Genomic DNA, 13,373 nt, shown 5'->3' with positions numbered 1-13,373 from the left:
GGGACTACGCCGGGAGACTAGCGCTTCTGGCGCAGGTCGATACCTCTAACGCGGCAACGGTCCTCGGCTCCGGTGCGCCCACGCCCTAGGTCGTGCCGTCAGGTGCCGTGTCCCGGCGAAACCACCGGCGGTAGGTCTGGCGGCCGGTCTGCGGCGGGAGAAAGGGGCCCCCACCGTCCGAAGGGCGATGGGGGCGCGGGGGAGCTACTGGAGACTCACGGTCCGGTGGAGGGAGTGCTCCGAGCTACGGCCCACCGAAAAATTTATAGGATCAGACACAGGGGTTCATAGCCAAATAGCTGGAAGGCCCCCGTTCGGGGGACGACATGGGCATACTCCGGCCACTGCCACCGAACGACCCGGCGGGGGAGCAGGGAAGCCAGAGTACCAGACGACGGCCGGGGGACGGCTACGGTCGACCCGCTCAGAAATCCCCCGGCTGCACCTGAAAGACCTTCAGTCCGATCGACCGGTAGTGGTCCACGACCTGCTGCCGGTCATCGAGACAGTAGCGCACGTGGTACCGGCCCTCGACGTGTTCGCGCAGCAGGGCGTCCTTCACGATCCAGTCGGCGCGCTGGTCGCCGGCAGGGCGCAGGTGCAGTTCGTCGTACGGTACCCCGTGCTCGACCAGCCAGGCCGCGGTAGCGTCCCGGCATACGGCGTCCCGGCCGGACATGATGATCACCCGGACGCCGGCGGCACGGATGTCGCGCACCACGTCCCGGACCGGCTCATCGACCGTGTCCCGGAAGACCTGGGACCAGTCGTAAGGGGATCGCAGCCCGTTGTGGTGGGCGAGTGTGCCGTCGACATCCACCAGAACGCAGTGCGGTAGCTCACGGGGGTTGTCGATCTCCGGGGAGGTGGGTGCCCCGGAAGCCTGTCCGGTGGTGATGAGCTGTTCCACTGACGGCCACCGGCGGTACGGGAAACGCGACCAGAGGTCACGGATCACCGTCTCCGGCACCCGTCGGTCGGGGTCCCTCGCGGCGTTGCGCCGCAACAACTCGTGGAGTTCCACCCGGAAGTCGTGGATCTCCACCCGGTACCCGGCGGCCAGGGCCCGTGACAGCAGTGACCGGAGCGGGCGGGCCCGCAGGTTCGTGTCGGACACGACGATGTCGGAGCTGTTCGACACAGCTGCGCCGACCAGGGCGTCCTGGACTCCGGACACACCGTCCTCCTGGATGTCCGTGCCGTGTGGTCCGATGCCCAGCTGACGTCTGATGTCGTCACGGTTGATGTTCACCGCACCGGTCCGGGCGCAGAACGCCTCGGCCCATGTCGTCTTTCCGGATGCGGGGAACCCCCGGGTGATGTGCAGCTCCGGCATGTCGAGAAGGAGCCTAGACCTGCACGTCGGCGATGGAGGTCCGGATGAACTCCTTCACCGTGTCCACGTCATCGGGCAGATCGGTGACATGTCGGTCAGCAGAGAGGATGTCGCGGAACCGTTCCGGGGTCATCGCCTCCGGCTCACTCCCGATCGCCTCACGGATGGTGTCAGCGAATTTGACCGGTAGGGCGGTCTCCAGACAGATCACCGGGGCGGAGTCCGGGTGCTCCGCGAGGTACCCGCGGGCGACCTTCACCCCGTCGGCGGTGTGCGGGTCGATGAGGACGCCGGCGGACTCCCAGCAGGAGCGGATGGTGGCGAGCCGGTCGGCGTGGGTGGAGGAGCCCGAGGCGAAGCCGTAGTCCTTCCCCACCTCAGGGAAAGCGGGGTCGGCGGCCAGTGAGAAGCCGCCCTGCTTCACCCTGGTTCCGAAGAGCTCAGCGGTGCGGACCGCGTCACGGTCGAGCACGTCGAAGATGAAGCGCTCGAAGTTGGAGGCCTTGGAGATGTCCATCGACGGGCTGGAGGTCGCCAAGGTCTCGGCGGAGGTGCGGACCCGGTAGTCACCGGTGCGGAAGAACTCGTCGAGGACGTCGTTCTCGTTCGTCGCCACGATGAGCCGGTCGATCGGGAGCCCCATCTGCCGTGCGATGTGACCGGCGCAGACGTCACCGAAATTGCCGGTAGGCACGCAGAAGGACACGGTCTGCTCCACTGAATCGGTGGCGCGCAGCCAGCTGGACACGTAGTAGACGACCTGTGCCATCAGCCGTGCCCAGTTGATCGAGTTCACCGCGCCGATGTGGTACTCCGCCTTGAACGCGGCGTCCCCGGACACGGCTTTGACGATGTCCTGACAGTCGTCGAAGACGCCGTCGAGGGCGACGTTGAAGATGTTCGGGTCGTCCAGACCGAACATCTGTGCCTGCTGGAACGGGGTCATCCGGCCGGCGGGGGTCAGCATGAACACGCGGATCCCGGCACGACCGCGCATGGCGTACTCCGCCGAGGAGCCGGTGTCACCACTGGTCGCACCCAGGATGTTGATGGTTTCCCCGCGTTGCCGCAACACGTACTCGAACAGCTCGCCGAGCAGCTGCATCGCCATGTCCTTGAAGGCGGCGGTGGGCCCCTCGGACAGATGCGCGATCTTCACACCCGGCTCCAGGTCGGTGACCGGGACGATCTGCGCCGAGGCGAACTTCGGCGTGGAGTACGCACGGGCGGTGATCGTCCGGAGTTCCTCGGCCGGGATGTCATCGACGAACAGTGAGATGACCTCGGCGGCAAGGGCGGAGTAGCCGTCCGTGTCCAGCACGGTGCGCCAACGGTTCAGCGTAGTGGTATCCACCGACGGGTACTCCTGCGGCAGGTACAGACCCCCGTCCGGGGCCAGCCCGCCGAGCAGGATATCGGTGAAATCGACGGGCGTGGCCTGCGCATCGCGCGTGGAGATGTATTTCATGGCACCCAGCCTACCGAGTGCGGTGGCCGGGCCCGTTTCGCCCCCGGTAACATCGGCATCCGTGAAAGTGATGCTCATCGCCAACCCCTTCGCCACGACGACCACCGCGAACCGTCGTGGCGCCCTCGCGGCAGAGCTGGCAGAACATGTCGAGGTGGTGCCGTGTCTGACGGAGTACCGGGGACACGCTGTCGAGCTCGGGGCGCGGGCGGTGGAGCACGGATTCGACGCCGTGTTCGTCCACGGCGGAGACGGTTCGGTCAACGAGGTGGTCAACGGGATCCTGGGGCCTCCTGACAGCGGCGAGCGTCCGGCGCCGGAGGAACTCCCGGCCCTCGGTGTGGTCCCCGGGGGAAACGCGAACGTCTTCGCCCGTGCGCTCGGGGTGGGGCGCAGACCGCAGGACGCCACCCGGCAGCTGCTCGCCGCCCTCGACTCCGGCCGCCGGCGCACCATCGGTCTCGGACACACCCTGGGACGCTGGTTCCTGTTCAATGCGGGCATGGGGATAGACGCCACGGTCGTCCGTCAGGTCGAAGAGGCCAGGCACGGTGGCGCACAGGTGGGTAACGTGCTCTACCTCAGGTCCGTGCTGCGGTCATTCCTCCGCCCCGACGGCCCGGCCCCGACCTTCACCGTGGCGGCGGCCGGTCATGCGCCGGTCGAAGGTGTGCGGTTCGGCTTCGTCAGCAACGCGAGCCCGTGGACCTATCTCGGGGCCCGGCCGATCCGGACGAACCCGGGGACGAGCTTCGACCGGGGGTTGGGGCTGACGGCGTCCACCTCACTGTCCGTGGTCCGTAACCTGGGTTTCGGTGCCCAGCTGCTCGCCGGTTCCCGGAACCCCCGGGCAGCCCATCTGGTCAGGGACGACGATGTCGAGTGGGTGAGGTTCCGTGGCGCCGAACCCGCGGATGTCCAGGTCGACGGCGACTACATGGGTCAGCACCGCGACCTCGACTTCGGCTGCGCCCACGGTGTGATCGATGTTCTGGTGCCCTGATCCTGTGCCCTGTGGTGGGGCGTGGAGCAGTGTTCCCGCCACCTCGGGTGGGAGGTGACGGGAACAGGAGGGTTCGGGGGAACGGGGGCGCCGGGCGGGAGGTCGGCGTGGATGCTAGGGCCGGTAGTTCGCCGCAGCGTCCGGGATGATCGCGTCGAGAACGCGGCTGACGACGTCCCAGTTGGTGTAGGTGGCCATGTCGGCCTGACGGAGGAGGTCGTTGACGAGAGCGATGATCGCGGTGAAGTCCATGGCAGCCACCCTAACAGCGACGCACCACCAATGCGATACCTATGTGGCTGATGTGACTCGTGCGATCTTGGGCTGGGTGTTGACCAGTGATATTGCATCGCTGCGGTAGTTCGTCTATAGTATGCCTCCGTTGCCGACGACGTCGGGCAGTATCAGCGCCATTAGCTCAATTGGCAGAGCAGCTGACTCTTAATCAGCGGGTTCGGGGTTCGAGTCCCTGATGGCGCACCAGACATGAAGCCCCCGGCCGGGGTCACCTGGTCCGGGGGCTTCGGCCATCCGGTGGGAGGGGGGAGGACAGTCCGTGGTCCAGGGGCCCACCCACGCGATGTCCGGCGCCGCCGCAGGCCTCGCCCTATCCACCGCTCTCCCTGCCACCTGGGGCGGGGCCACAGGCACTGCGGAGATCCTCGCCTTCACCGGCCTCACCGCCGGAGCTGCCCTGCTGCCGGACCTCGACGCCCCCGGATCGACAGTCGCCCGCGCCTTCGGCCCGCTTACGGGACTGGTCGCCCGCCTCGCCGCGTCCCTCAGTGTCCTGGTCGTCAATGCCACCGCCTCTCGTGGAGACACCCGTATCACCGGCGGTCACCGAACCGCCACCCACACCCTGTGGTTCGCACTGCTCGCGGGAGCTCTGGCGTGGGGTATCGGTGGAGCTTCCGGTGACGCCGGAGTGGTGGGCATGCTGGTGTTCCTGTCCGGCCTCGCGCTGCGCGGTCTGTTCCCGCGGTGGTCGGGGGGCCGGGCGGGTCCGGTCGTCGTCGTTGTGGCGGTCGGCCTGGGGATCGGCGCCTGGTACACCGTCCCTGCTCTCCGCACCCCGCTCATGCCCGCGTCCGCGGTGACTGTCGGGGTGATCGTGCACCTCGCGGGCGACATGTTGACGAAGTCCGGGGTGCCACTGACCTCACCGCTGATCCCCCGGGGCGGGAAACGCTGGTGGAACTGGACGCTGCCCGGGGCGGTCACGGTACGGACTTCGGGGGTGCGGGACCAGGCGCTGCTGCTCGTGTTCACCGCGCTCACCGCCTGGCAGCTGCACCTGGTACTCATGGGCGGATGACATCCACCGACCTGATCTACGACGGACACCGCACCCGGTTGAAGTGGCACCGGGCCCGCCGTACCATCGGCGACCCACCGTTCAGTCTGGAGCGCATTGTCGAGGGTCTGGTGTGCGGTGCCAGCGTCGAGATCGACGTGTGTGTCGGGCATGACGGCGTCCCGGTGATCCGGCACGACCCGCTGCGCTGGTGGCGACACGGCAGGACCGCCGGATCGGGTCCGCCCACTCCACTGGCTGCGGTGGGAGAGACGCTCACCGCCCGGGGTGTGAAGGTGCTGCCGGCGTCTGCCAGCCTCCAACTGGACATCAAGGACCCCGCACGTCGGATAACCCCGGACGCTGCGGCACGGGTCGCCGCCGCCGTCGGACCGTTCGTCGGTTCGGTCATCGCCTCGGGATCCGACCGCGTGGCTGTCGAACGGATCGCGTGCCGCGAACCACGCCTGTCCACCGGTCACGACCCCTGCTCACGCTCGGCGGTGCGACGGCTGCGCCGGAGCGGAGACGTCGGGAGGTTCGTGGCCTCGGCACTGGCGGCGGCTCCCGACGCCCGGATGATCTACCTCGACCACCGGATCATCCTCGCTCTGTCGCGGCTCCCGACCGGTCCGGTGGACATCATCGCCGCCTTCCACAACGCCGGGAGAACGGTGGACGCCTACACCCTCGGTGGGCCGGACCCGGAGACACTGGCCCAGGTCAGGGTCCTGGCCGGACTGCAGGTCGACCAGATCACCACGGACGACCCCGACGGTCTGTACCGGGTGTTCCGGGATGATGCCGGGCGGTGACAAGGAGACGTGGCCCGGAAACCTGCCGGTCGGGGCCTCAGATGCGGCCGGCGAACTTCAGGTCGCTACCCAGTCTCGCGAGCAGGAGTCCGATGACGGACAGCATGGCGATGACCGCCGCGCCGATACCGGTGATCCAGGCGTCGGACTCGCCGGCCGCCAGACCATAGATGATCGCGCAGACGGCGACCACCGCCGAGATCACGAGGACGACCTGGTTGATCAGCCAGAAGTAGCGGTAGACGTCGCGGCGGTCCAGCGGGGTCACGATCGTGTCCTCGACAGTGAGCTCATCGGGGATGCCGTCGGAGTCGCGGCGGCGGGAGGTGTTCTCGGGAGTGTTCTCGGCCATGCGTCCACGGTAGTTGGTCCGGCCCGTCGCCGTAGTGGGCGGGGCCGGACCCACCCACCCCCGACCCGGCCTCGGCCGGGGGAGTAAGGTGGGTGCCCGATATGCGTGCAGGACACCCGGCGACCCCGGGCCCTGCACCGGTAACACCCGGGGAGGCCGACCTCGTGCCGCCCTTCACCCTGATCCGAAAGGACAATGCGACGTGCTGCGGACGCATCTGTGTGGCGACCTTCGCTCCGACGACACCGGAAAGGAGGTCACCCTCACCGGATGGGTCGCCCGCCGACGCGACCACGGTGGTGTGATCTTCATCGACCTGCGTGACCGCTCCGGTCTCGCCCAGGTGGTCTTCCGGGAGAACGAGGTAGCCGAGCGCGCCCACGACCTGCGCAGCGAGTACTGCCTGAAAGTCACCGGCATCGTCGAGGCCCGCCCTGAGGGTTCCGAGAACCCCAACCTGGCCTCCGGGGCCATCGAGGTCAACGTCTCCGATCTCGAGATCCTCAACGAGTCCACCGCCCTGCCCTTCCAGATCGAGGACTCCACCGGCGGTGAGGTCGGTGAGGAGACCCGACTGAAGTACCGCTACCTCGATCTGCGCCGTGAGCGTCAGGCCCGTGCCCTGCGACTACGTTCGAAGGTCAGTCAGGCAGCACGTGGCGTCCTTGCGGGGGAGGACTTCACCGAGATCGAGACCCCGACCCTCACCCGTTCCACCCCCGAGGGGGCCCGTGACTTCCTGGTCCCCGCCCGCCTGCGCCCGGGCAGCTTCTACGCACTGCCACAGTCCCCGCAGCTGTTCAAGCAGCTGCTCATGGTCGCCGGCATGGAGCGGTACTACCAGATCGCCCGCTGCTACCGTGACGAGGACTTCCGCGCTGACCGTCAACCGGAGTTCACCCAGCTCGACGTGGAGATGAGCTTCGTCGACCAGGACGACGTCATCGCCCTGGCGGAGAAGATCCTCACCGCCGTGTGGAAGGAGATCGGCTACGATCTCCAGACCCCGATCCCGCGGATGACCTACGCCGAGGCCATGGAGAAGTACGGCTCCGACAAGCCCGACCTGCGCTTCGACATCCAGATCACCGAGTGCACCGAGTTCTTCAAGGACACCTCCTTCCGCGTCTTCAAGGCCCCCTACGTCGGTGCTGTGGTCATGGAGGGCGGCGCCTCACAGCCGCGCCGCACCCTCGACGCCTGGCAGGAGTGGGCCAAGCAGCGCGGCGCCAAGGGCCTCGCCTACATCCTCGTCGGCGAGGACGGTACCCTGACCGGCCCGGTAGCCAAGAACATCACCGACGCCGAGCGTGAGGGCATCGCCGCACACGTCGGCGCGAAACCGGGTGACTGCATTTTCTTCGGTGCCGGTGAGGTCAAGGCCTCCCGTGCGCTGCTCGGTGCCGCCCGCGGCGAGATCGCCGAGCGCCTCGGGCTGATCAAGGAGGGTGACTGGGCCTTCACCTGGGTCGTTGACGCCCCGTTGTTCGAACCCGCCGCTGACGCCACCGCCTCCGGTGACGTCGCCCTCGGCCATTCGACGTGGACCGCCGTGCACCACGCCTTCACCTCCCCGAAGCCGGAGTGGCTGGATTCTTTCGACAAGAACCCGGGCGAGGCCACCGCCTACGCCTACGACATCGTCTGCAACGGCAACGAGATCGGCGGCGGTTCCATCCGTATCCACCAGCGTGCAGTCCAGGAACGTGTCTTCGCCGTCATGGGCATCAGCGAGGAAGAGGCGCGGGAGAAGTTCGGCTTCCTGCTCGACGCCTTCGCCTTCGGCGCCCCGCCGCACGGCGGCATCGCCTTCGGCTGGGACCGCATCGTGTCCCTGCTCGGCGGTTATGACTCGATCCGCGACGTCATCGCCTTCCCGAAGTCCGGTGGTGGAGTGGACCCGCTGACCGACGCCCCGGCCCCGATCACCGCCCAACAGCGCAAGGAGGCCGGAATCGACGCCAAGCCGAAGAAGCCGGAGCCGACCGTCCCCGCCAGCGGGAAGACCGGGGACCCGGAGTAGTTCTCCGGCGCCTGCCACCGCCGACCCGAACCGACCACCTGCGTAAGGAACCGACGTGCTGAGTATCGACACCGTCCTCGAACGGGCAGCCCATCTGCTGGGCCGCCGGTTCGGGGGCACCCCGGAGCTCACCCACCCCGAGGACCTCGGGGGATCCAGCGATTCCCTGGTCCTTCGGGCGAAGGTCACACCGAACCCCTTCCTCCAGGAACGGTCCCTCGTCATCAAGCAGCTTCCACCCGTGGCGGAAGGGACCGCCGAGGAAGCGGAGTCGAATGCGGCGATGATCCGTGAGGTCGTCGCGTACCAGTACACCAACACCCTCCCCGCCGAGAACCGCCCCGGTCCGCTACTGCTCGCGCACGACATCGACGAGCGCATCATCGTGCTTTCCGACGCGGGCACCGGCGAGAGCTTCTCGGACATCCTCGTCATCGAGGACTCGGAGCGTCGTGCCTCCGCCCTGCGCAAGCTCGGACGGGCGCTGGGTCGGATGCAGGTCGCCACCGCCGACGGTGAGGAGTCCTTCGACACCCTCAACCGCCGCCAGTACTCGCGGCACGATCTGCCCGTCGAACAGGCAGGGGAGCGAGACGTCGACGTCGCAGCCCTCGTCGACCAGGGCCTTGACCTGCTGCGCGGCAGCGGGATCGAGATCAGTGGGACGGTTGCCGGATTCGCTGCGGAGGCGGCTCTGCGTCAGTCCCGCTCGCGGCTGCGGGCCTTCACGCCCTTCGATCTGACCCCGGACAACATCATGTTGGCCGACCAGGTCGTTTTCCTGGATTTCGAGTGGGCCGGTTTCCGTGACATCGTCTTCGACGTCGCCTGCGTCATCGCCGGTTTCCCACACGACATCAGCACTCCGCTGCTCGACGAGGAGGAGTCGGCCGAGTTCATCGAGGCCTGGGCCTCGGAGGTCGTCGCGGTGTGGCCGAACGTCCGGGACCGTGACCGCCTCACCGACGCCCTGATGACCTCACTCATCGCCTGGACACTGATGAGCCTGTCCCTGCTGTACCACGGCACCCTCGCCGTCATCGAGGACGCGGACTCCGCCGCCGACGGCGCCCGCAAACTCGAGCGGCTGCCCGAGACCCATCTCGCGGACTTCGCGACGACCGTCGAGTCCGTCCGGCGCTTCGCCGCCGCCGCGCAGGACGGCGGGGACCCCCGCTACGGGGAGGTCACCGGCTTCGCCACCGCTCTGCTCTCCCGGTTGTCTGACCTGGGGGCGGTACCGCAGACCCGCACCGACGTCCGTTCGCGCTGATACCTGTGGACGAGGGTCTCTTCGCTGTCGGGCACGCCACCGCCGGGCCGGACGGCTCCGACCCGGTACCACCGTCGCGCTCCGCCGATGCCTACTTCCACCCCGGAGCGCATGCCCCACTGGCGGTACGGATGCGTCCGCGGACCCTCGACGAGGTCGTCGGACAGTCCCAGGTGCTGGGGGAGTCCTCGCCGCTGCGCCGACTCATCGACGGCCGTGGCGAGTCCTCGGTGATCCTCTACGGTCCGCCCGGGACCGGCAAGACGACCGTGGCATCCCTGGTCGCCGGCGGCTCCGGACGGCGCTGCGAAGCACTCTCCGCCCTGAACTCCGGGGTCAAGGAGGTCCGTTCCGTCATCGCCGACGCGCGCCGTCGGCTGGTCGACGGGGTCTCCACCGTACTGTTCATCGACGAGGTCCACCGATTCTCCAAGACGCAGCAGGACGCTCTGCTCGCCGCCGTGGAGAACCGGACCGTGCTGTTGGTTGCGGCAACCACCGAGAACCCCAGCTTCTCCGTCGTCGCCCCACTGCTGTCCCGGTCCCTGCTGGTGCAACTCAAACCGCTGGAGCCGGGGGACATCGCGGTGCTGCTCCGTCGCGCAGTGACGGACCCGCGCGGCTACGACGGCCGGATCACGCTCACCGACGAGGCCTGCGACCGGCTCACCGCACTGGCTGCCGGAGACGCACGGCGGGCCCTGACATACCTCGAGGCCGCTGCGGAGACGGTGGAGGACACCGGCGGGGAGGTGACGGTCGACGTCGTCGCCCGCTCCACTGACCGGGCCGTGGCCCGCTACGACCGCGACGGTGACCAGCACTATGACATCGTCAGCGCCTTCATCAAGTCCATCCGCGGTTCCGACCCGGACGCCGCCCTGCACTACCTGGCACGGATGATCGACGCAGGGGAGGACCCCCGGTTCATCTCCCGGCGGCTCATCGTCCACGCCTCCGAGGACATCGGTATGGCCGACCCGACCGCATTGCAGGTCGCCGTCGCCGCCCACCAGGCGGTAAGTTTCATCGGCATGCCGGAGGGGCGCATCCCACTGGCCCAGGCAACCGTCCATCTGGCCACCGCGGCGAAATCGAATGCGGTGATCACCGCGATCGACGCAGCCCTGGCGGATGTCCGGGACGGTAGGGGCGCGATCGTCCCGCCCCAACTGCGTGACGGTCACTACTCGGGGGCGGAGGGCCTCGGCAACGCCGTGGGTTACCGCTACCCGCACGACGACCCACGGGGCGTCCTCGCCCAGGACTACCTGCCGGACGATCTGTCCGGCGCCGTCTACTACAACCCCACCGACCACGGCCGGGAACGTCAGATCTCCACCACCCTGGACACCCTGCGTGGGATAGTCCGTGGCGGCAGGTAGACTCTTCCCCGGTAAAGACCCGAGACAAGCAAGAAGGTTTCCAACACCGTGCAGACGCATGAGATCCGCGAGCGATTCATCAACCACTACGTCAAGGCCGGTCACACTGAGGTGCCCAGCGCCTCACTGATCCTCGACGACCCGAACCTGCTCTTCGTCAACGCCGGCATGGTGCCCTTCAAGCCCTATTTCCTCGGCCAGCAGAACCCGCCGTTCCCCAACGGCACCGCCACCTCCATCCAGAAGTGCGTGCGTACCCTCGACATCGAGGAGGTGGGCATCACCACCCGCCACAACACCTTCTTCCAGATGGCGGGGAACTTCTCCTTCGGCCAGTACTTCAAGGAGGGGGCGATCAGCCATGCCTGGTCACTGCTCACCGATCCGGTCGAGGAGGGCGGCTTCGGTCTGGACAAGGACCGTCTCTGGGTCACCGTCTACCTCGACGACGACGAGGCCGCGCAGATCTGGCACGAGAAGATCGGTATCCCCGAGGAGCGGATCCAGCGTCTCGGGATGGCCGACAACTACTGGTCCATGGGCGTCCCCGGTCCGTGCGGCCCCTGCTCGGAGATCTACTACGACCGCGGCGAGGAGTACGGCCAGTACGGCGGCCCGATCGTCGACGACACCCGCTACATCGAGCTGTGGAACCTCGTGTTCATGCAGAACGAGCGCGGCAAGGGCATCGGCAAGGACGACTTCGAGATCCTCGGCCCGCTGCCCAAGAAGAACATCGACACCGGCATGGGCGTCGAGCGTGTCGCCTGCATCCTCCAGGGTGTGGAGAACGTCTACGAGACCGACCTCCTCGCCCCGGTGATCAAGGTCGCCGAGGAACTCACCGGCGGCACCTACGGCCGTAGCGAGCAGCTCATCAAGGCGGGCGACACCACGTCAGCCGAGTACCACGCCGCTCACACCGACGACATCCGCTTCCGCGTCATCGCCGACCACTGCCGGACCGGCCTGATGCTCATCCTCGACGGTGTCACCCCGGGCAACGAGGGCCGCGGCTACATCCTGCGCCGTCTGCTGCGCCGGATCATCCGCTCCGCCCGACTGCTCGGCGCCACCGGCGTGACCATGGAGAAGCTCATGGACACCGTCCGGGCCACCATGACGCCGTCCTACCCGGAGATCGCCGACAACTGGGAGCGTATCCGCGCCGTCGCCGTGGGCGAGGAGACCGCCTTCCTCAAGACCCTGGAGTCCGGCACCCGGCTCTTCGAGGAGGTCGCCGCCAAGGTCAGGGCCGCAGGCTTGACCGTGCTCGACGGTGACGCCGCCTTCTCCCTCCACGACACCCACGGTTTCCCGATCGACCTCACCGTCGAGATGGCCGCCGAGTCCGGCCTCACCGTCGACAAGGAGGGCTTCGATGCCCGCATGGCGGAGCAGAAGGCCCGCGCCAAGGCCGACAACCGGGCCAAGAAGCACGGACACGCCGATGTCTCCGTCTACCGCCCCTTCGTCGACAACCACCCGACCGTCTTCCTCGGCTACGATGCCACCGAAGCGGAGTCCAGGATCATCGGTGTCATCGCCGGGGGTTCGGTCGTGGAGCGTGCCGGCGAGGGGGAGACGGTCCAGCTCATCCTCGACCGGACCCCGTTCTACGCCGAGGCCGGCGGACAGCTGGCCGACCGTGGCGAGATCCGCGGTACCGGTGGCGCAGCCACCGTCGCGGATGTCCAGAAGACCGGCAAGAAGGTCTGGCTGCACACCGTCACCGTCACCGGGGGTGAGCTGGCCGTCGGCCAGCGTGTCACCGCCGTCGTCGACCACACCTGGCGTCACCAGGCCCGCCAGGCCCACTCCGGCACGCATATGATTCACGCCGCTCTGCGCCAGGTGCTCGGCCCCACCGCCGTCCAGGCCGGTTCCCTGAACAAGCCCGGCTACCTACGCTTCGACTTCAACTACGGTGAGCAGCTCACCGCAGGACAGCTGCGACGCATCGAGCTCATCGCCAATGAGGCGGTGGACGCCGACTACACGGTCAACACCATCGAGACCAGCCTCGACGAGGCCAAGGCGATGGGGGCGATGGCCCTGTTCGGAGAGAACTACGGTGCACAGGTGCGGGTCGTGGAGATCGGCGGGCCGTTCTCCATGGAGTTGTGCGGCGGCATCCATGTCGACCACTCCTCCCAGATCGGCCCGGTGGCCGTGCTCGGTGAATCCTCCGTGGGCTCCGGCGTCCGCCGGATCGAGGCCTACACCGGCGTCGACTCTTTCCGGTTCCTTTCCGACCAGCACAAGCTGTCCGGCGCCCTGGCGGCCCAGCTGCGCATCCCGAGCGAGGAGCTGCCGGAGCGGGTCGACGCACTGACCGCCCGACTGCGTGAGGCGGAGAAGCGGATCGCCCAGTTCCGCACCGCGGAGCTGACCGCGAAGGTGGGTGACTACCTCATGCAG

11 protein-coding genes and 1 tRNA gene are annotated in these 13,373 nt (G+C 68.0%); 8 read left to right on the top strand and 4 right to left on the bottom strand.

What is annotated here, in order from left to right; genetic code table 11:
- Window positions 1–424: 424 nt before the first annotated feature.
- Together QZV72_RS09465 and thrC are read right to left on the bottom strand one after the other, a co-directional pair.
- Window positions 425–1,336, bottom strand: a complete 912-nt coding sequence (locus QZV72_RS09465) for an AAA family ATPase (RefSeq protein WP_297007781.1) — start codon at window positions 1,334–1,336, stop codon at window positions 425–427.
- A gap of 13 nt (window positions 1,337–1,349) precedes the next feature.
- Entirely contained in the window at window positions 1,350–2,804 is a 1,455-nt protein-coding gene (thrC, locus tag QZV72_RS09460) for a threonine synthase (protein ID WP_297007779.1), read from the bottom strand.
- Window positions 2,805–2,865: 61 nt separating this feature from the next.
- Here thrC and QZV72_RS09455 point away from each other — a divergent pair, with 61 nt between their 5' ends.
- Window positions 2,866–3,807: a diacylglycerol kinase family protein gene (locus tag QZV72_RS09455; RefSeq protein WP_297007777.1), complete on the top strand. Its 942-nt coding sequence runs from the start codon at window positions 2,866–2,868 to the stop codon at window positions 3,805–3,807.
- Window positions 3,808–3,921: 114 nt separating this feature from the next.
- On the opposite strand, the gene QZV72_RS09450 is transcribed toward QZV72_RS09455, so the two are convergent.
- Window positions 3,922–4,059, bottom strand: coding sequence for a hypothetical protein (locus QZV72_RS09450; RefSeq protein ID WP_297007775.1), 138 nt, complete (start codon window positions 4,057–4,059; stop codon window positions 3,922–3,924).
- Between the two features lie 155 nt (window positions 4,060–4,214).
- Between QZV72_RS09450 and QZV72_RS09445 the strand changes: the two genes are divergently transcribed.
- From QZV72_RS09445 to QZV72_RS09435, 3 genes are all read left to right on the top strand, one after another.
- Window positions 4,215–4,290: transfer RNA gene (locus QZV72_RS09445), tRNA-Lys, on the top strand.
- Window positions 4,291–4,363: 73 nt separating this feature from the next.
- Window positions 4,364–5,125, top strand: a complete 762-nt coding sequence (locus QZV72_RS09440) for a metal-dependent hydrolase (protein ID WP_297007773.1) — start codon at window positions 4,364–4,366, stop codon at window positions 5,123–5,125.
- Window positions 5,122–5,919 (top strand): hypothetical protein, encoded by a 798-nt coding sequence (locus QZV72_RS09435; protein ID WP_297007771.1) that lies wholly within the window; start codon window positions 5,122–5,124, stop codon window positions 5,917–5,919. Before QZV72_RS09440 ends, QZV72_RS09435 begins: the two co-directional genes overlap by 4 nt.
- A 37-nt stretch (window positions 5,920–5,956) precedes the next feature.
- On the opposite strand, the gene QZV72_RS09430 is transcribed toward QZV72_RS09435, so the two are convergent.
- A complete protein-coding gene (locus tag QZV72_RS09430) occupies window positions 5,957–6,271 on the bottom strand; it encodes a hypothetical protein (RefSeq protein ID WP_297007769.1) in 315 nt (104 codons plus the stop codon).
- Window positions 6,272–6,473: 202 nt separating this feature from the next.
- Between QZV72_RS09430 and aspS the strand changes: the two genes are divergently transcribed.
- The 4 genes from aspS to alaS form a co-directional block, all read left to right on the top strand.
- Window positions 6,474–8,294: an aspartate--tRNA ligase gene (gene aspS / locus QZV72_RS09425; RefSeq protein ID WP_297007767.1), complete on the top strand. Its 1,821-nt coding sequence runs from the start codon at window positions 6,474–6,476 to the stop codon at window positions 8,292–8,294.
- A gap of 55 nt (window positions 8,295–8,349) precedes the next feature.
- Window positions 8,350–9,567: a phosphotransferase gene (locus QZV72_RS09420; protein WP_297007765.1), complete on the top strand. Its 1,218-nt coding sequence runs from the start codon at window positions 8,350–8,352 to the stop codon at window positions 9,565–9,567.
- A gap of 119 nt (window positions 9,568–9,686) precedes the next feature.
- Entirely contained in the window at window positions 9,687–10,952 is a 1,266-nt protein-coding gene (locus QZV72_RS09415; RefSeq protein WP_297007784.1) for a replication-associated recombination protein A, read from the top strand.
- 48 nt (window positions 10,953–11,000) lie between these two features.
- The coding region (alaS, locus tag QZV72_RS09410) for an alanine--tRNA ligase (RefSeq protein WP_297007762.1) at window positions 11,001–13,373 on the top strand (2,373 nt) is incomplete at its 3' end.

This window comes from uncultured Corynebacterium sp. (assembly GCF_902782855.1).
In the GTDB taxonomy this organism is placed as follows: domain Bacteria; phylum Actinomycetota; class Actinomycetes; order Mycobacteriales; family Mycobacteriaceae; genus Corynebacterium.
Note: the sequence above shows the minus strand (reverse complement) of the source record. Positions and strands in the feature narration are given on the sequence as shown.